Genomic DNA, 17,663 nt, shown 5'->3' with positions numbered 1-17,663 from the left:
GGTCACCTCGGCGCGACGAAGAGTGTCTGAGTCGCCGTGCCGACCTCGCCGCTCTCGTCGTACAGCGTGGAGCGGGTCAGGCCGCGGCCCGCCGGACCGATGACGGTGGTGGCGTCCATGCAGATCCACTCCCCGGCGGGGGCGCGGAAGAGGGAGATCGTCAGGTCGACGTTCACGAACAGGTGGGTCTGGAAGTCGAGCGCATGGCTGATGCCGTTGCCGCTGTCGGCGAACAGCGCCAGCCGCTCCAGCGGGGAGATCTCCTCACCCTCGACCAGCGGCACCAGGACGCGGCCCCAGACCGTGGCGGGTCCGGTGACCATCGGCCCGCCGGTGACGAACCGCCAGTCCAGCGCCCTGCCGTAGCCGAATCCCGAGCCCAGCCACGAGCTCCGGTCGGCCTCGGAGCGCGGCGGGACGGGCGCGGGCGGGGCGGCCACCGGCGTCGCGGGCGTGCCGGACTCCCGGATGCGCCAGGCGGTGGCGCGGCAGTGCTCGCGGTCGCCGGACCAGACGCTCGCGGTCAGGCACTGCACGCGTTTGCCGTCGCGGATCACGTCGGTGCGCAACTCCAGCTCGCCCACCGGCACCGGGCCGAAGACGTCCACGACCAGGCGCGACAGCTCCAGGCCCGCCCTCGGGGCGGTCTGGGTGAGCTCGTGGATGATCAGGGCGGTGACGGGGCCCATGTGCTGCGTGGCGGGATCCCACGGCCCCTGGGTGTGCTCCGAGGCGAGGTAGCGGCCGGTCGCCAGCCGGGTGTACATCGACATAGAACGAAATTCTACGGCGGGACGGAAAGCGGAGCCGCGCCTAGATCTCGTCGGGGATGTCGGCGATGTCGTCGAGGGCCGCGGCGAGCTCCTCCGGGTCGCCGCCGATGCGCTCGGCGATCTCGATCAGCACGTGCAACACGTCATGACGATCGTGGCCGAGGTCGAGCAGACGCTGCGCCGCCTCCCACAGCTGCGGCGGATCACCCACCCACAACCGGCCGGCGATCTCCTCGTGCCAGGCCAGATGCTCCTCGTCGACGGTGCCGACATGGTCGATCTCCAGCAGGGTCCGCCGGTCGGCGTCGTCGGCCGGGTTGAGCCGGTCGAGGTCGACGCCGTTGTGCACACCCTGCAGGAACGGGAACGCGAAGACCCGCCTGGCCAGCGCCGACAGGTCGCCGTCGGGCAGCAGCCGCTCCAGCAGTTGCCGGTCGAGCCCGAACGACGTCGGGTCGCGGTAGGCCTCGGGGAACTTGCCGATCGCCTCCCACACCGCGTCGAGCGTGGCCTTCAGCCCCCGCTCGGGCAGCCCGGTGCGCAGCGCCGCGAAGCGCACCCAGGCGGCCAGCACGTGCGGCATGGCCTCCTGCTCGGCGACGCTCAGCATCACCTTGCGCGGCAGCCAGTCGAGCAGGAACGTCTCGCACTTGGTGGGGCTGACCCGCAGCGGCCGGCTGAAGTCCTGCTCGCAGCCGTAGTCGATGATGTGGTCGGCGCAGCGCGAGGCGGCCGACGGGTCGGACAGGTGCTCGGCCGCGTCGGACGCGAGGAACTCGGCGGCCAGCATCGCCCGCCGCTCGCGGCTGTAGGGGGCCTCGATGTGCAGCGGCGCCGGACGCTTGCGCCCCGGCGGCAGCGCCTTGAGCCGGGCTCGGGCGAACGCGTGGTAGGCGCTGTAGCTCTCGCTGACCGGGGGAGGCGTCTTGGGCTCCCGGGTGGCCTTCATGGCCGACTCCAGCAGCGCCCTGGCCTGCTGCGGCTCGATCTCCTCGAACAGCAGCATCGCGTTGCCGGCCGCCTCGGCCCGCGCCTTCTCGATCAGCATGTCGACCTGGGAGGAGACCCAGGCGTCACGCGCCATGCCGGACATGTTGTGGTCGACGACCATGACCAGCGCGTGGGGCTCGTGGCCGGCCCCGGCGGGCGACTCCTCGCCCCACCGGTAGGCGAACGTGCAGATCACCGTGTCCTGGTCGCCGTAGGCGTCGCGGGAGACGTAACAGCCGGTGGGCTTGACCGCGCCGACCCGGTCGGCCCAGCCGGGCCTGGCCACGCCGGACTCCATGAGCGCGAGCGCCGCGCCCTCCGCCTTGGCGCCCTGGCGGGCCGTGCCGAGATAGGCCAGGCAGATGAGCAGGGTCAGCGACGCCGGGCTGCCCGCCTTGGCCGCGTAGTCGACCAGGCCCTCACCGAGGACCTGCTCCACGTCGCCACCTCTGACCCGCCGGCCCCACCACGCACCGACCATGTCGGAGACCATCAACTCGGCGTCCAGGGGGCTGCGCACCGCGAGCAACTCGCGAGCCGCCTGCACCATCTCCTTGAACACGTCGTCTGGCGGGGTGCTCTCCCGGGGATCTCGTCGGTGTCGGCGCACGCCCTCACTCTCTCGCATTCCAGGCGTAAACGGTGCGTAGAACGCGGCCTGGTGACCCCGATGTTATCGGGGAGTTCGGGGCGGCGGTGCGGAGTTGACGATCGCGAGCAGGTGCTCTCGCGCGATGCGTTCCACGATCTCCGGTGTCGCCGTGATGCCAAGGTGCTGCGCGCACGCGCACACGTCGGCGACGCAGCGGTCGATCGTGTCCACGGGCACGGTCAGGAACTCTTCAGCCAGCCTGTGACTGACCGGCTCCCTGAGAAAGCGTGTGGCCAGAGCGAGCATAGATGTGAGATTCCTCTGGAGGCCCGGGGCAAACCCCCAGGAATGGACGCAGGGCGACTTGCGCTCTCATTCCATCTTTTCTCGGGCCGGTGTCAAGGCTCCACAACGGTTGTGTTCGCTTCTCGGCAGGCCCTTTCGTGCGAAGCTGTTCCCATGCGCATCCAGCTCGCCCAGCGGGCCGAGGCCGACGACCTGCTCGGCCGCAGTCCGTTCGCCCTCCTCGTCGGCATGCTGCTCGACCAGCAGATCCCGATGGAATGGGCGTTCACGGGGCCCCACACCATCTCCGAGCGGCTCGGACACGACCTCACGGCGGAGGAGATCGCCTCCTTCGACCCCGAGGCGTTCACCGCCCTGCTGGCCGCCAAACCGGCCGTTCACCGCTATCCCAAGGCGATGGCGGCCCGGATCCAGCAGCTGGCCGCCTACCTCGTGGAGCACTACGACGGCAAGGCCGAGCGCGTCTGGACGGAGGCCGCAGACGGCAAAGACGCGCTGAAGCGCCTGCTGGATCTTCCGGGCTACGGCAAGCAGAAGGCCCAGATATTTTTGGCATTGCTCGGCAAGCAATTGGGCTTCCAGCCGTCAGGATGGCGCGAGGCGGCCGGACCCTACGGCGAGGAGGGTTCTCTGCGGTCGGTGGCCGACGTGGTCGACGCCGAGACGCTGGGTCGCGTACGTGCCGCCAAGCAGGAGTCGAAGCGAGCGGCGCGGGCCAAGTAGCCTGATCTTGCTGCGCAACGTGGAGCGATTTTGACAGGATGCGTTGACCGTATGGCGGCCGGGGCTTCCGTCCGCGCCTGCCCATCGCCGATGATGTACTGCAGGATCCGGTCGCCCGGAGCTGCGCTACGCCGATACACAGTTATGGAGATGTGCCGCGTGGGAGACCCTGGCACGCGACGGAGGTGCCGACCATGAGCGCCGAGACCTCCGTTCCCCGTCCACGGGAGTCGGATGTGGACGTCTCAGACTCCGCCCTGTTCAAGGGCATGTTGTCGGAGGCTGAGTTCGCCTTCGCCTTCTTCGACGTCGATGGCCGCGTGCAGCGGGTCAACGACGTGTTCACCGACGTGGTCGGCGTGCCGGCCGAGCGGCTCGTGGGCCGGGTGCCGATCGAGTCCCTGGCGGCCGATCTCAGCCAGCTCATCACCCACGCCGTGCAGGGCGTCATCGAGAGTGACGCGCCCGTCACCGAGGGCCGCGTCCGGGTCCGCTCCGCCGAGGGCGACACCCGGCACTGGTCGCTGTCGTTCTCCCCGGTCCACGACGAGGCGGGCGAGCTGCGGGCCATCGCGCTGGTCGGGCTCGACGTGACCGAGAGCAGGCAGACCGAGGAAGACCTGCGCCGCAGCGAGGAGCGCTACCGCTCGCTGGTGGAGGCGCAGTCGCAGCTCGTCTGGATCACCTCGCCCACCGGCGCCGTGGTCGAGGACGCGCCGCAGTGGCGCGCCATCACCGGCCAGGGGCTCGAGGAGTACCTCGCGCACGGCTGGCTGGACGTGGTCCACCCGGAGGAGCGCCAGCAGACCGAGGAGGCCTGGAAGGAGGCGCTGCGCGGCCGCACCATGTTCGAGTGGAACTACCGGGTGCGCACCCGCGCCAGCGGCTACCGCCACTTCGAGGTACGCGCCGTCCCGATCATCCGGCATGGCCGGGTGGTCGAGTGGGTGGGCGCCAACACCGACGTGACGCCGCAGCGTGAGGCCGAGGAGATGCGCGGCAGGCTGACCGACCAGCTCGGCGCCGCCGCGCTGCGCACGGCGCGGCTGCAGGGCGCCACCGCCATACTGGCCGAGGCGCTGACGGTCGAGCAGGTGGTGCAGGTCATCATCGACGTGGGCCGCACCGCCCTGGCGGCCGACCGTTCGGCTGTCGCGCTCCTCGACCCCGACCGCGCGGCACTCAAGCTGATCAACGGCGAGGGCGTGCCCGAGGCGTCGGGCACGTCGGGCGAGGAGATTCCGCTCTCCCACTCCAGCGTGATGACCATGGCCGTCAACAGCCGCCGGCCGGTGTTCGCCGAGTCGCCCGACAGCCTCCGGTCCCAGCTGCTCGACGCCGGCGGCGACGAGCAGGTGCTGGCCAACTACCTCACCCACACCGATGAGCGGGCCTGGGTCGGCCTGCCGCTGCTCGCGGCGGGCCGGGCGCTGGGAGCGCTGCGCTTCTCGTTCACCCGGCCGCAGAAGATCTCTCAGGAGGACGGCGTCTTCCTGGAGGCGCTGGCCGGGCAGTGCGCGCTGGCGGTGGAGCGGGCCACGCTGTTCGAGCGTGAGCACCGCACCGCCGAGACGCTCCAGCGCAGCCTGCTGCCCGATCGCCTGCCGGTGGTCAAGGGCCTCGAGCTGGCCCAGCGCTTCCGCTCCGGCAGCCGTCACGTCCAGGTGGGCGGCGACTGGTACGACGCCTTCGTGCTGCAGGACGGCAGGGTCGCCGCGGTCGTGGGCGACGTCATGGGCAAGGGCGTCAAGGCCGCGGCCGGGATGGGCCGCATCCGCAACGCCATGCGCGCGCTGGCGCTGACCAACCCGCCGCCCGCCGCGGTGCTGACCGGTCTCGACCGGGTCTTCGACGCCACCGAGGAAGAAGAGCAGGTCACGACCCTGGCGTACATGGTGGTCGAGCCCGTCACGGGTGAGGGCACCCTCGCGCTCGCCGGTCATCCGCCGCCCGTCCTGGTCTCGCCACAGGGCACGGCCATGCTCTGCGAGGCGCAGCCGGGCACCCCGCTCGGCTGGCCGACCAGCCGCCGTCAGTTCCGGTTCGTGGTGCCTCCGGGACACACCGCCGTGCTCTACTCCGACGGGCTCGTGGAGAACCGGAAGCGTGGCTTGGACGCGGGACTCGCGGAAATTTGCAGTGTTGTGACCGAAGCGCCACCAGAGGTCGTCAGCAGTCCACATATGTTGCTGGACTTTCTGGTTGATCGGATGTTGTCGGGATATGAACAGGATGATGACGTTACCGCCCTGGCCATCCACGTGCCGCCCGCCACGAAGAGTGACTGAATGAAACAGTCATAAGGGTTGCTTTCGGGTATCGGTGGCGCGCTTACGTACGCACTACTGTCCGGGTCAGCCTAGGGTGGAGGACAACCGCCGGGAGGTGGCCGTATGAAGTGCATGGTCGTGCCAGAATGCAGGGCAGGTCCGTAGCGGTTCGCACGGCCTCACCGATCTCCAGAGAGGCAACAGCCCCCCAGCGGGCATCTGGGTCCATTGTCGCCACGCGTTCGTTCGAGAGGTGTTCGTGTCGCCTGCAAGTTCGACTCGCTCGAAGCCACAAGAGCTGAACGAGCCCGTCATTCAGCGACTGCTCGAGCGTGGGCGCTCGCAGGGTTTCCTCGAGTCTGAGGATGTCCGCCAGGCCTTCGAGGAGGCGGACATCCCCATGTCGCACGCCGCCGCGTTCTTGCGGAACCTCAGCAAAGAGGGCGTGACCGTGGTGGTGACCGCCGCGGATTCGGCAGCGCCGAAGAAGTCTCGTGGTCCAGCAAAGCGCCGCACCGCTGCCCCCGTCAAGACCAAGGCCGCAGCGGCCGCCAAAGAGCAGCAACCTGAGACCGTGACCGCGGTCGTCACCGCCGAAGCCGAGCCCGCGCCCAAGAAGCCGGCTCCCGCCAAGAAGGCCGCCCCGGCGGCCAAGAAGGCGGCACCGCCCGCCAAGAAGGCCAAGCCGGACAGTGCTGGGCCTGCCGAGACCAAGCCGAAGGATCCCGAGGCGGCCGACGACGAGGACATCGAGCTCGACGCCGACGTGGAGCTGGAGGACCTCGAGGACATCGTGGTCGTCGAGGAGGACGAGATCGTCGCCGAGGCCGAGACCGACGACGAGACCGACGACGAGCCCAAGGCGGCAGCCGCCGCGGCCGCCGCCACCGAGAAGAGCGAGGACGAAGTCCTCATCCTGTCCGACGACGACGATGACGCCCCGGTCGCGCAGGTCGCCGCCGCCGGCGCCACCGCCGACCCGGTCAAGGACTACCTCAAGCAGATCGGCAAGGTTCCCCTGCTCAACGCCGAGCAGGAGGTCGAGCTGGCCAAGCGCATCGAGGCCGGCCTGTTCGCCGAGGAGCAGCTGGGCGGCGGCGAGACCGACAGCCTGCCGGTCGACGTCCGTGCCGAGCTCGAATGGATCGCCGAAGACGGTCGCCGGGCGAAGAACCACCTGCTGGAGGCCAACCTCCGTCTCGTGGTCTCCCTTGCCAAGCGCTACACCGGTCGCGGCATGCTGTTCCTGGACCTGATCCAGGAGGGCAACCTCGGTCTGATCCGCGCGGTCGAGAAGTTCGACTACACCAAGGGCTACAAGTTCTCCACCTACGCCACGTGGTGGATCCGGCAGGCGATCACCCGGGCCATGGCCGACCAGGCGCGCACCATCCGCATCCCGGTCCACATGGTCGAAGTGATCAACAAGCTGGCCCGGGTGCAGCGGCAGATGCTGCAGGACCTCGGCCGCGAGCCGACGCCGGAAGAGCTGGCCCGCGAGCTGGACATGACCCCCGAGAAGGTGGTCGAGGTCCAGAAATACGGTCGCGAGCCGATCTCCCTGCACACCCCGCTGGGTGAGGAGGGCGACAGCGAGTTCGGTGACCTCATCGAGGACTCCGAGGCCATCGTGCCGGCCGACGCCGTCAGCTTCACGCTGCTGCAGGAGCAGCTGCACTCCGTTCTCGACACGTTGTCGGAGCGCGAGGCGGGCGTCGTGTCGATGCGGTTCGGCCTCACCGACGGGCAGCCGAAGACCCTGGACGAGATCGGCAAGGTCTACGGGGTGACGCGTGAGCGCATCCGGCAGATCGAGTCGAAGACGATGTCCAAGCTGCGTCACCCGTCACGGTCCCAGGTGCTCCGCGACTACCTCGACTGAGGTTCTTCGCGCCTCCCCGGGCCCCGCGCCGTTTCTCGGTGCGGGGCCCGGCGTGCGTCAGGCGGTGTCCACGTCCAGAGTCCAGGGCCGGGCGGCCCGGGCCGGCTCGGTGAGACGGCAGCTGTGGCCCAGTGCGTCAACGATCTTGGCGAGCTCGGCCGGGGTCGCGGGATCGGCCCCGCTTTCGAGAAGGGCGCGGGCGATCTCGCCCCGTGTCGCCTTGGCCATGTGGCTGACGACCTTGCCGTCCCTGAAGACGCGCACGGCCACCGAGCGGTCTCCCGGCTGCCACGCGCCCGTGTAGGTCGCCGAGCGCAGGTCGACGACCAGACCGGGCACCCGGTCGAGCTGCTTGGACAGCAGAGGGCGCCAGAACGTCGCCAGGCCGCCCAGGGGCGGCAGGTTGACCCCCATCGACAGTCGGTAGGGCGGCACCTGGTCCGTGATCTTCAGCACACCCCACAGGCCCGAGAAGATGAGCACCGACTCCTCGGCCCGCCGCCGGGCGTCGTCGTCGAGCGTGCCGAGGCTCAGGTTGTCGTAGAGGACGCCGGTGTAGAGGTCGGCGGCCGGCAGGGTGGCGGCCGTCCTGAGCGCCTGGTTTCTGACCAGCTCGCCCGCCAGGCCGGGCGTCAGGCCCAGCACGTCGAGGGCGTCGCGCCGTTTCGACGCCTTGATCAAGGCGGTGAGCACCCGTCTGCGAGGCTTGTCGAGCGTGGGAAAGGACAGCTCGCCCACCGGCGGCCCGTTCCCTTCGAGCGCCTTGCCTTCGGACGGCGGCAACAGAATCAGCACGAGCCCACAGCCTATTGCCCCAGCCCAGCGCCTATGTCGCCGCCCTCTGGCCGCCGAGTGCGGGGCGGCGCGAGGACGGGGCAGGGCGGCCCATGGCGGAGGCTAGGCTGCCCGAGATGAACGTCGACCTTCTCGTCCACCAGGCCTGGCCTGCCTGGGAGCAGCACGTGCATGACGGCTGGATCCTGCGTCACGCGGGGGGCGTGACCAAGCGAGCCAACTCGGTGCTGCCGCTGGGCGTGCCCGCCGACCTCGGTGCCGCGATCGCCGCCGCCGAGAGCTACTACGCCGAACGAGGACTGCCCTGCGTCTTCTCGATGGGGCAGGGCGCCACCGCCGGGCTCGACGCCGAGCTCGCCGCGAGGGGGTACGCGCTGGTCGACCCGACCGTGGTCATGGTGGGCACCGCAGGGCCGGCCCCTTCTCAGGCCTCTCCCGAGGTGCGGATCGAGGACGCCCCCTGGCCGGGGTGGCTGGAGACGTGGTGGGCCGTGGACGGCCGTTTCGGGGAGGGCATGGACACGGCGGAGCGCATCTGCGCAGGAACGCCCGCCTGGTATGCGGCGATCGAGGAGGACGGCGTGCCGGTCGCCGTCGGGCGAGGCGTGCCGCAGGGCGACACGCTCGGGATCTACTGCATGGCCACGCTGCCGCGGGCGCGTCGCCGGGGGCTGGCTCGCGGCGTGCTGCGCGCCCTGATGGGGCGCGGCGGCGCGACCTCGGCCTACCTGGTCGTCACGGAGGCCAACAGGGCCGCCCAGGCTCTGTATCGGGGCGAGGGCTTCGGTGTGCGGGGTGGCTATCACTACCGGGTGCGAGGTGGCGATGACTCCCGGGTGCGCTGAAGCAGAACGGCGACCTCCGATATGTCGGAATCGCCGTCCTTCTTCACGCAATATGTGGTTATCTCATCACGACCCGCGCAGATCAGCGCTAGTCGTTAGGGGCAATTATCGAAGGTTCGCTGAGCCGAGCCGACTCGTCCAGGATGTCGGCGCCCTTGTCGCGCAGCGCCGCGATGTGCTGACGCCCGTGGTGGGCGCAGAACAGCAGCTCCCCGCCCACGGGCAGGGTCGCACGAATGTATGCCTGGGCGCCGCAACGGTCGCATCGGTCGAGGGCCGTCAGCGGCTTAACGGGGGCGAGAGCTCCAGTCACGTATCGCCTTTCGGGTCACCCTCGCCGGAGCGAGGATCTGGCGTCAGTCACTTGAGACAACATCTAACCGGACGTGGACGTTCCCAACCGCCGCACCAATACGCCGAGAGCAGAATGTGTCCGAAAGTAATGATGATCAGTCGCTTGGTAACGGCAAACATCACGACGTGGCAAGCTTGTACGCGTGCGTAGGGGAAGAACGGTAGGCTACGCACTGGTGTTCGATGCCTAGACCAGAGGAGCCGGAGTGACGCTAGTGGAGGCGGGTTACACGGCTCGTCACCTGTCGGTGCTGGAGGGCCTCGAAGCGGTCCGCAAGCGCCCGGGCATGTACATCGGGTCCACCGACAGTCGCGGGTTGATGCACTGCCTCTGGGAGATCGTGGACAACGGCGTCGACGAGGCGCTCGCGGGCCACTGCGGCCGCATCGAGGTCGAGCTGCACGCCGATGGCTCCATCGAGGTCCGCGACGACGGCCGGGGCATTCCGGTGGACGTCGAGCCCAAGAGCGGCCTGGCCGGCGTCGAGCTCGTCTACACCAAGCTGCACGCGGGCGGCAAGTTCGGCGGCGGCTCCTACGGTGCGTCCGGCGGCCTCCACGGCGTGGGCGCCTCCGTGGTCAACGCCCTGTCCTCGCGCCTCGACGTCGAGGTCGACCGTGACGGGCGGGTCCACGAGATCAGCTTCCGGCGCGGCGTGCCCGGCGTGTTCGACGGCGAGGGGCCGACCGCCAAGTTCAAGAAGAAGTCCGGCCTGCGCGACGGCGGCAAGCTGCCGAAGAGGGTCACCGGCACCCGGGTCCGTTTCTGGGCCGACAAGCAGATCTTCCTGCCCGACGCCGAGGTGTCGCTCGACGAGATCCACGTCAGGCTCCGCCAGACCGCCTTCCTGGTGCCCGGCCTCACCCTCGTGGTGATCGACAGCAGGCACGAGGAGCGCATCGAGGAGGAGTTCCGCTTCGACGGCGGCATCTCCGAGTTCACCGAGTTCCTGGCGCGCGACGAGGCCGTCTGCGACGTGCTCCGCCTCCAGGGCGTCGGCCACTTCCACGAGACCGTGCCGGTCCTCGACGACCAGGGCCACATGACGCCGACCGAGGTGCAGCGCGAGCTCACCGTCGACGTGGCCGTGCGCTGGGGCAAGGGCTACGAGTCGACCGTCCGCTCGTTCGTCAACGTGATCGCCACCCCCAAGGGCGGCACCCACCTCACCGGCTTCGAGCGCGGCCTCGTCCGTACGATCAACGAGCAACTGCGCGAGACCCGGCTGCTCAAGAACGGCGACGACCCGGTCACCAAGGAGGACATCCTTGAGGGCCTCACCGGGGTCGTCACCGTCCGGGTGCCGGAGCCGCAGTTCGAGGGCCAGACCAAGGAGGTGCTCGGCACCTCCGCGGCCACCCGCATCGTGTCCCACGTCGTCTCGCGCGAGCTCAAGGAGCTGTTCGCCAACCCGCCGCGCGGTTTCAAGCAGCCGCTCCGGGCCGCACTGGAGAAGATCGTCGCCGCCGCCAAGGCGCGCATCGCGGCCCGCGAGCACCGCGACAACCAGCGCCGCAAGAGCGCGCTCGAAAACTCCGCCCTGCCCGCCAAGCTGGTCGACTGCCGCAGTGACGACGTCGACCGCAGTGAGCTGTTCATCGTCGAGGGCGACTCGGCGCTGGGCACGGCCAAGCTGGCCCGCGATTCGGAGTTCCAGGCACTGCTGCCCATCCGGGGCAAGATCCTCAATGTCCAGAAGGCGTCCGTGAGCGACATGCTCAAGAACGCCGAGTGCGCCGCGATCATCCAGGTGGTCGGCGCCGGCTCGGGCCGTTCCTTCGACCTCGACGCGGCCCGCTATGGCAAGATCATCCTGATGGCCGACGCCGATGTCGACGGCGCCCACATCCGCTGCCTGCTGCTCACGCTGTTCCACCGCTACATGCGTCCCATGGTCGAGGCGGGCCGCGTGTTCGCGGCCGTGCCGCCCCTGCACCGGATCGAGCTCACCAATCCGGGCCGGGGCAAGGAGAAATACATCTACTGCTACTCCGACGCGGAGTTGCACAAGGTGCTGCGCGACCTGGAGCGCCGCGGCAAGCGCTGGAAGGATCCCGTGCAGCGCTACAAGGGTTTGGGCGAGATGGACGCCGACCAACTGGCTGAGACGACCATGGACCCTCGCCACCGCATCCTGCGCCGCGTCCGCATCGAGGACGCCGAGGGGGCCGAGAGCATCTTCAGCCTCCTCATGGGCAGTGAGGTGGCGCCCCGCCGCGAGTTCATCGTCAAGAGCGCCGCAGAGGTCGACCGCGACCACATCGACGCCTGACCACGATCTCGGTCTGACCGGCACCTACCAAGGCGAGAATGAGTTCGCCCGCACCGGGCCGACGTCGCACACCGCTTCCTCGAAGCGCGCGGACGGAACCTGGACCGTACTCACTGGTTGAGGTGGCGATTCTGCGGCACGCCAGCCTCGTCGTCGAGAAGGTTCCCGTGCACAGGCTGGTCCGGGCGGAGCAGCCGTGCACGTCGCGGGCCTCGGCCACGAACGGCTCAAGCCGGAGCACTTTCGCCGGCATCCTGAAGACGTGCCCGCGCTCGATTGCGTCCCGAGCATGCGCGACCGTTTCCTCGACGAGGCCCACCGCACCCGGATGGGACCTTCGCCCATCTCAAGCGGGTTGCTTCGCTCTCCGACCGAATCGACGTCAGCCCGATCGACGGACCGGAAGGTAGTCCACATGGTCTGCCGGGAAGGCGACGGCGTACCTTTCCGGCGTCACTGTTGGTGAAGCTGGGCCAGGGGCTACGCCGTCGTGATCACACGCGCGTCGATGATGCTCCGCGCAGACCGCTCCTGAGCGTCGAGAAGCTCGTCCCCGTGCTCATCCGCCCAGCGTCCGAGCGCGTTCATCGGGCCGTCGACCAAGCTCTGCCCCAAGCCGGTCAGGGCATATTCGACACGCGGCGGGGCTTCGGCATGTGCGCGGCGGTCGATCAGGCCGTTGGCGAGCAGGCGATGCAACGCCTCCGTCAACACCTTGTCCTGACGCCGCCGATGGCGGCGCGCAGCTCGCGCCGCCGGCGCGGCCCAGGGGCAAGAGCCAGCAGGACCACAGGATCCCACGTGTGGGCGAACAGATCGGTGGCCGAACGCACCCGGCAATCCGCCACGAACTTGTCTCGATCCATGTCCTGATCGCTCCTCTCGCCGACCATCATCGCCTCCCTGTCGCGCACCGATCGGTGCGCAACGGCTTCTCTACCGTAGCCACCAGATGATCATCACTGGAGAGGGGATGCGGATGCGCATCGGGATTCTGGGCACGGGTACGCTGGCGGCGGCGCTGGGCGAGGGCTGGGCGCTCGCCGGACATGAGCTGGCGGTCGCCGGGCGAACCTCGGCCAGGGCGCAGGAGCTCGCTGATCGGCTCGGCCCCAGGGCGCGCGCTGTCACGCCGCGCCAGGCTGTGGCAGATCGCGATGCCGTGCTGCTCGCGGTGCTGCTCGCGGTCTCCTGGCAGGGCGCCGAGGACATGCTGCGCAGCGCGGGCGCGGCCGACGGCTCGCTGGCGGGAACGGCGTTGATCGACCCGACGAACGCCGTCGAGCACGGCGTGGGCGTGCTGCTCACCGGCCCAGGCGAGGCGATGGCGCAGCGGATCGCCCGGCTGTGTCCGGGAGCCCACGTCGTGAAGGCCTTTCACATGTTCCCCTCCGATCACTGGACGCGGTCTCGCGCCAGTGGCAAACCCCCTGTCACGGTGGCGATGTGCGGTGACGATCCGCGCGCCTTGCACGTCGTCGGCGAGCTGGTCCGTGATCTCGGCGCGGCCCCGGCCGTGCTGGGATCACTGGATCGTGTCCGCCAACTTGAGGAGGTCGCGGGTTTCACCATCGGGCTGGCCTTCGCCGGCACCGACCCCAACTCCGCCATCCCACGCCTCTCATCAGCGGCTGCTTGACTTGAGGCCTCCGCTACGGGCTTGAGGCTTGTGCTACAGATATGCGGTGAGGTTCCCCCTGCAGCACGGACACCTGAGGTGAGGTCACTCGGCGGTGTCTGAGGGCCGGTGGAGGCTCTCGTACGTGACGGGGCTGTGCATTCCGATGCTGGAGTGGCGTCTGTATGGATTGTACCAGCATTCAATCCATTCGAATATGGCGTTGGCGAGTTCTTCGCGAGTTTCCCAGGTTATGGTGTCGAGGAGTTCGAGTTGCATCGTTCCCCAGAACGACTCCATCATCGCGTTGTCGTAACAATCGCCTACGGTTCCCATGGAGCCGAGCAGGCCGGCGTCACGCAGCCGCTTCCCGAAAGCCCATGACGTATATTGCGTACCATGATCGGAATGCAATATCGTCGACCGGTCATCCGGCTTACGGCGGGCCACGGCCATCGCTAACGCATTGACCACGAGATCGGTATTCTGGCGGGCGTCGATGGACCAGCCGATGATGCGCCGTGAATAGGCGTCCATCACCGCGGCGCAATACACCTTCCCCTCGCCGGTGGGATGCTCGGTGATGTCGGTCAGCCACAGCCGGTCGGACTTCTTGACGTCGAACCGGCGCTGCACCAGGTCCTCCTCGGTGGCCTGGTTGACCAGGTTACGGCGGCCCCTGCGCCGGTAGACGCCCTGCAGGCCGGCCGCTCGCATGAGCCGCTCGACGCGCTTGCGGTTGACCTTCTCGCCCAGCCCGAGCGTCAGTTCGGCATGGATACGCGGTGAGCCGTAACTGCCGCGCGAGTCGGCATGAATGTGCTGGATCATTTTGATGAGCTCTTTGTTGCGAAGTTCTCGTGGCGGCTCGGGCCGGCCGAGCCAGTCGTAATATCCCGAGGTCGATACCTTGAGTACTCGGCAGGCCACCGCGACCGGGATGGAGTCGTCGGCGAGTTCACGGACCAGCGAGTAGATTACTTTGGGAGGACGCTCTCTCTGGCGAAATAGGCGGCCGCGCGCTTGAGAATGTCGTTTTCCATCTCCAGCTGCTTGTTGCGGCGGCGCAGTTCGGTGAGTTCCTTCTTTTCGGCGCTGGTCAGCCGGTCGCCGGCATCGCGATTGTCGTCGGCGGCGGCCTGGCTGATCCAGTTCTGCAGGCACGACCGGCTGACGCCCAGATCTTTGGCGAGCTGGGCGAGTGGTTTGTCACCTTGGCGCGCGAGCTCGACCGCGCGGCGCCGGAACTCTGGCGGGTGAGGCGAGGGCATGAAGGACATCCTTCCTGATGATCAAGGGTGACCTCAGGTCAAGTGTCCGGAGAACAGGGGGAAGCTCAGCGCATCAAGCGGCTGCGAAGCACTACCTGGAGCACTGTCGCCGAGATCCTCGCCGCGCGCGCTCGTGCTGATCACGGCCGCGGCGCCGGCAGTGATCGTGTTCGGTCCGCCGTTTGGCTGTGGGGCTGGCAGGGCGGAGTGCTGACGGCCGTTGCCCTAAATCTCCGCTCCGAGCAGTTGCGAAACGCTCTTCATGCTGGTGGTGGCGGTGGGATAGGCGATCTACACACTGATCACTTTTGTACTGTCCACGCTGATCCGGCTGACCCACCACGCTGCGCACGACCCGCCCCGTCAGGGAACCGCGACTGATGCGCGTCCTGGCGCCACTGGTCGGCGATGACTTCCACGCCTGGCGAGGCGTGGTGTGCGGCCGGATATCTGGTGGCCTGCCGCTCGGGCGTGTATGTGCTGGTGCCCAGACACGGCAGCCAGTCATGACCGTCCTGGCCGCCGCCGTGGCCCGCGTGAGCCCAATCAGCATCGGCGACGACGCATCCCCGTCGTCGCCGTGGTCGTCTCCGACATCGCGGTCGGCCAAGACCTGCCAGAGGTGAACGAGCTCCACGTGCTCCGCACCTCTCAAGTGCGCCTGGATCACCCGCCGCCCCTCTGTGCTGCCCACTCGCTACCGCGACCATGAGGCCGAAGTCTTACGGATCGAAGATGTGGTGACGATCCAATCCGCTTGATGAACCAACGATGGCGAAGCTCCTGTCGCGTCCAGGGGCGCCTGACCGCAATCAGCCCGCAAGCGAATCATGCGGCAAGTGACCGTCCGTGATCTTTATCTAACTAAATTGGATCTTGTTGCCTTTTTGGGCAAAAGTTACGCTTCGTCCGTTTGGCAACATGCTCCGAGCTGCACAAGCCAGCAACCTTGTCTCGGGACGGGTGGAGCTTCGTCTGGCGTCAGCAGGCGCCCTACGTGGTTCGGAGTGTGACGGAGTATGCGCCGGTCCTTGTCGTGGGCTCGTTCGCCGAAATCGGTGGCGATCGTATTCTCCGCGTTAATGCCGGGCCTCCTTGTACTCTCTGTGCTTCCGGCGGAAGCGCAAGTGCCCATGGTCGGGGGCGGGACTGTCGACCAGCGAGAGGTGGTCACACCCAAGCAGATGGCGGGTACGGCGGGGCGCCTGCCGAGCCTGGTGGACACGTCGCTCACGAGCGCGGTGGGTGACACGGTCGATACCGGGCAGGCTGAGCGAGCACCGGAAGCTCTTGCCCTGGAATCGCGTTCCTCCGTACCGGCGACGACGACGACATCAAAGCTTCCGGCGGGTGTTGAACGAGCCGAGCAAATTGACCGGCTGACGATGTCGAGCACTACGTTTCCGATCATTGATGATGTGTATCCCGAGCACGGCATGCTGATCGGGACCGTGACGCCGCTGCTGACCACTGAAGCGACTCGTTTGGGTGGCGGGTCGTCGGCCGACTTGAAGTTCACCTTCAAGATCTGCGAGAAGTTAGAGGAAGACGAAGATGAGGTGCCCACCATTCCTCCCCTTCCGGCACCGACGCCGGAGTGTTTCACCTCCGGTGCGCAGGTGGGAGAGCAGACCTGGCGCGTACCGGCTGGCTCACTTCAGTGGGGCAAGCAGTACGAGTGGTGGGTTCGCGTCGTCGATGTGGAGAGCGCCGAGTTGGATCAGAGCGACAAGCAACTGGTGACGACGGGGGCGCGGCAGCCGTTGACCAGTGCGCATCTGGGTGAGCGGGGCGGTGAGGGGCAGGAGTTCTCGCCGGTGGCGGGTAACTACACCACCAGTTTCGTCGACGCGCGGATCCCGGCGGCAGGGCCACCGCTGTCGGTGGTGCGTACCTACAACAGCTTGGACGCGCGCACGAACGGCATCTTCGGCGCGGGATGGTCGACTCAGTGGGACATGCGGATCGTCGCGGAAGACCTGCACGACTCGACGATCGTCGGCTATCCGCTGGTGCCGCGGTCGGTGCTGCTGACCTCCCCAAGCGGGAGCCAGGCACGGTTCGCGATGAAAGGGGCCTCGACAGGCGACTTCACCTTCCAGCCTCCGCCCGGCATGCACGCGACCCTGAAGCAGTTGTTTGAGCCGGCTCCCTGTACCCCGGGCATCTCATGCAACGGGCAGGTGGCAGCGGGCTGGCAGTTGATGGACAAGGCGTCGACTTCGTACTTCTTCAACGCTCAAGGGCGTCTGACCAAGATTTCTGACCGGCGTGGCCGCAGCCAGACTCTCACCTATGGAGGTGACGGCAAGCTGACCACGGTCACCGCGGTGGGTGGCCGGTCGCTGCACTTCACCTGGGCAGATTCTCGGGTGGCGTCGGTGTCCACCGACCCGGTCAACGGTCAGAGTGCGACGTGGACCTACACCTACACGGGCGACAATCTCACTTCGGTGTGCGCTCCGGTGGCCGCGCCCAATTGCACGAACCACACCTACGCGGACGGGTCACGGTATCGCAGTATCGTGCTGGATTCGGAGCCGGTGGGGTACTTCCGGTTCGGCGAAGGGCAGTACGAGGCGCCGGCCAACGAAGGCAGCGATGGTCGCAGCGGGCAGTACAACGCCGTCACCGTCGGGCAGCCCGGCGCTTTGGAAGGCAGCACGGACACAGCGGCTGGCTTCACCCAGTCGAACGTGATGCTGCCGTCCTACATCCTGGCCCGGCTGCGGGATCGGGTGTCGATCGAAGGCTGGTTCAAGACCACCCAACGAGGCATGATCTTTTCTGCTGCGCAGTACGGATACGCGCACGGCGCGACACAACCGGTCCTCTACATCGGAACTGACGGTCGCCTGCGAGGTCAACTAGTACTCCAGTGACACTTCGCGATCTTGAGGCGTAAGCGTCACATGGCGACGGCCACCGCGAGATCATTCGGAGTTTGTGAAGACAACCAAAGATCATGCGG

The 17,663-nt window shown here is 68.1% G+C and carries 16 protein-coding genes; 7 read left to right on the top strand and 9 right to left on the bottom strand.

The features are described from left to right. Positions 1–2: 2 nt before the first annotated feature. The 3 genes from IEY82_RS27925 to IEY82_RS27915 form a co-directional block, all read right to left on the bottom strand. A complete protein-coding gene (locus tag IEY82_RS27925) occupies positions 3–773 on the bottom strand; it encodes a thioesterase family protein (protein ID WP_189127216.1) in 771 nt (256 codons plus the stop codon). A gap of 40 nt (positions 774–813) precedes the next feature. Continuing rightward, a complete protein-coding gene (locus IEY82_RS27920; protein ID WP_189127299.1) occupies positions 814–2,313 on the bottom strand; it encodes a hypothetical protein in 1,500 nt (499 codons plus the stop codon). 123 nt (positions 2,314–2,436) lie between these two features. Then, positions 2,437–2,661, bottom strand: a complete 225-nt coding sequence (locus IEY82_RS27915) for a hypothetical protein (RefSeq protein WP_189127215.1) — start codon at positions 2,659–2,661, stop codon at positions 2,437–2,439. A gap of 153 nt (positions 2,662–2,814) precedes the next feature. On the opposite strand from IEY82_RS27915, the gene IEY82_RS27910 reads away from it, so the two are divergent. The 3 genes from IEY82_RS27910 (at position 2,815) to IEY82_RS27900 (ending at position 7,536) form a co-directional block, all read left to right on the top strand. Next, on the top strand, positions 2,815–3,384 hold the full coding sequence (locus tag IEY82_RS27910) for an HhH-GPD-type base excision DNA repair protein (protein WP_189127214.1): 570 nt from the start codon (positions 2,815–2,817) through the stop codon (positions 3,382–3,384). 194 nt (positions 3,385–3,578) lie between these two features. Beyond that, on the top strand, positions 3,579–5,672 hold the full coding sequence (locus IEY82_RS27905) for a SpoIIE family protein phosphatase (protein ID WP_189127213.1): 2,094 nt from the start codon (positions 3,579–3,581) through the stop codon (positions 5,670–5,672). 241 nt (positions 5,673–5,913) lie between these two features. Continuing rightward, positions 5,914–7,536: an RNA polymerase sigma factor gene (locus IEY82_RS27900; RefSeq protein ID WP_189127212.1), complete on the top strand. Its 1,623-nt coding sequence runs from the start codon at positions 5,914–5,916 to the stop codon at positions 7,534–7,536. 57 nt (positions 7,537–7,593) lie between these two features. Here the strand turns inward: IEY82_RS27900 and IEY82_RS27895 are convergent, their stop codons facing one another. Further along, positions 7,594–8,331, bottom strand: a complete 738-nt coding sequence (locus IEY82_RS27895; protein ID WP_189127211.1) for a YaaA family protein — start codon at positions 8,329–8,331, stop codon at positions 7,594–7,596. Between the two features lie 116 nt (positions 8,332–8,447). Between IEY82_RS27895 and IEY82_RS27890 the strand changes: the two genes are divergently transcribed. After that, positions 8,448–9,176, top strand: coding sequence for a GNAT family N-acetyltransferase (locus IEY82_RS27890; RefSeq protein ID WP_189127210.1), 729 nt, complete (start codon positions 8,448–8,450; stop codon positions 9,174–9,176). 88 nt (positions 9,177–9,264) lie between these two features. On the opposite strand, the gene IEY82_RS27885 is transcribed toward IEY82_RS27890, so the two are convergent. Further along, positions 9,265–9,489, bottom strand: coding sequence for a DUF7455 domain-containing protein (locus IEY82_RS27885; protein ID WP_189127209.1), 225 nt, complete (start codon positions 9,487–9,489; stop codon positions 9,265–9,267). 247 nt (positions 9,490–9,736) lie between these two features. On the opposite strand from IEY82_RS27885, the gene IEY82_RS27880 reads away from it, so the two are divergent. Beyond that, the gene (locus IEY82_RS27880; protein ID WP_189127208.1) at positions 9,737–11,803 is read left to right on the top strand and encodes a DNA gyrase/topoisomerase IV subunit B; all 2,067 of its coding nucleotides are present in this window, start codon (positions 9,737–9,739) and stop codon (positions 11,801–11,803) included. A gap of 480 nt (positions 11,804–12,283) precedes the next feature. On the opposite strand, the gene IEY82_RS39455 is transcribed toward IEY82_RS27880, so the two are convergent. Both IEY82_RS39455 and IEY82_RS39450 read right to left on the bottom strand, forming a co-directional pair. Continuing rightward, the gene (locus tag IEY82_RS39455; protein WP_229697710.1) at positions 12,284–12,514 is read right to left on the bottom strand and encodes a winged helix-turn-helix transcriptional regulator; all 231 of its coding nucleotides are present in this window, start codon (positions 12,512–12,514) and stop codon (positions 12,284–12,286) included. Next, positions 12,511–12,699 carry a hypothetical protein gene (locus IEY82_RS39450; protein ID WP_225263925.1) on the bottom strand — a complete coding sequence of 63 codons (189 nt, stop codon included), beginning with the start codon at positions 12,697–12,699 and terminating at the stop codon, positions 12,511–12,513. Before IEY82_RS39450 ends, IEY82_RS39455 begins: the two co-directional genes overlap by 4 nt. 56 nt (positions 12,700–12,755) lie before the next feature. Between IEY82_RS39450 and IEY82_RS27870 the strand changes: the two genes are divergently transcribed. Then, positions 12,756–13,442 (top strand): NADPH-dependent F420 reductase, encoded by a 687-nt coding sequence (locus tag IEY82_RS27870; RefSeq protein ID WP_225263923.1) that lies wholly within the window; start codon positions 12,756–12,758, stop codon positions 13,440–13,442. An 84-nt stretch (positions 13,443–13,526) separates the two neighbouring features. Here IEY82_RS27870 and IEY82_RS27865 read toward each other — a convergent pair whose 3' ends face one another. After that, positions 13,527–14,390, bottom strand: a complete 864-nt coding sequence (locus IEY82_RS27865) for an IS3 family transposase (RefSeq protein ID WP_229697715.1) — start codon at positions 14,388–14,390, stop codon at positions 13,527–13,529. A gap of 8 nt (positions 14,391–14,398) precedes the next feature. After that, positions 14,399–14,692 carry a transposase gene (locus tag IEY82_RS27860; RefSeq protein ID WP_189127207.1) on the bottom strand — a complete coding sequence of 98 codons (294 nt, stop codon included), beginning with the start codon at positions 14,690–14,692 and terminating at the stop codon, positions 14,399–14,401. Between the two features lie 1,166 nt (positions 14,693–15,858). Between IEY82_RS27860 and IEY82_RS27855 the strand changes: the two genes are divergently transcribed. Continuing rightward, positions 15,859–17,574, top strand: coding sequence for a DUF6531 domain-containing protein (locus tag IEY82_RS27855; protein ID WP_189127206.1), 1,716 nt, complete (start codon positions 15,859–15,861; stop codon positions 17,572–17,574). The last annotated feature ends 89 nt before the right edge of the window (positions 17,575–17,663 follow it).

Origin of the sequence: Nonomuraea cavernae (assembly GCF_014646355.1) — a bacterium.
Classification (GTDB): Bacteria; Actinomycetota; Actinomycetes; order Streptosporangiales; family Streptosporangiaceae; genus Nonomuraea; species Nonomuraea cavernae.
This window is presented reverse-complemented; position numbering and strand designations above follow the sequence as displayed.

Excerpts from the sequence above, each read along its gene's own strand:
- IEY82_RS27925 (WP_189127216.1), bottom strand. The coding sequence starts at position 773 with ATGTCGATGTACACCCGGCTGGCGACCGGCCGCTACCTCGCCTCGGAG.
- IEY82_RS27920 (WP_189127299.1), bottom strand. The coding sequence starts at position 2,313 with ATGGTGCAGGCGGCTCGCGAGTTGCTCGCGGTGCGCAGCCCCCTGGAC.
- IEY82_RS27915 (WP_189127215.1), bottom strand. The coding sequence starts at position 2,661 with ATGCTCGCTCTGGCCACACGCTTTCTCAGGGAGCCGGTCAGTCACAGG.
- IEY82_RS27910 (WP_189127214.1), top strand. The coding sequence starts at position 2,815 with ATGCGCATCCAGCTCGCCCAGCGGGCCGAGGCCGACGACCTGCTCGGC.
- IEY82_RS27905 (WP_189127213.1), top strand. The coding sequence starts at position 3,579 with ATGAGCGCCGAGACCTCCGTTCCCCGTCCACGGGAGTCGGATGTGGAC.
- IEY82_RS27890 (WP_189127210.1), top strand. The coding sequence starts at position 8,448 with ATGAACGTCGACCTTCTCGTCCACCAGGCCTGGCCTGCCTGGGAGCAG.
- IEY82_RS39450 (WP_225263925.1), bottom strand. The coding sequence starts at position 12,699 with ATGATGGTCGGCGAGAGGAGCGATCAGGACATGGATCGAGACAAGTTC.
- IEY82_RS27870 (WP_225263923.1), top strand. The coding sequence starts at position 12,756 with ATGATCATCACTGGAGAGGGGATGCGGATGCGCATCGGGATTCTGGGC.
- IEY82_RS27860 (WP_189127207.1), bottom strand. The coding sequence starts at position 14,692 with ATGCCCTCGCCTCACCCGCCAGAGTTCCGGCGCCGCGCGGTCGAGCTC.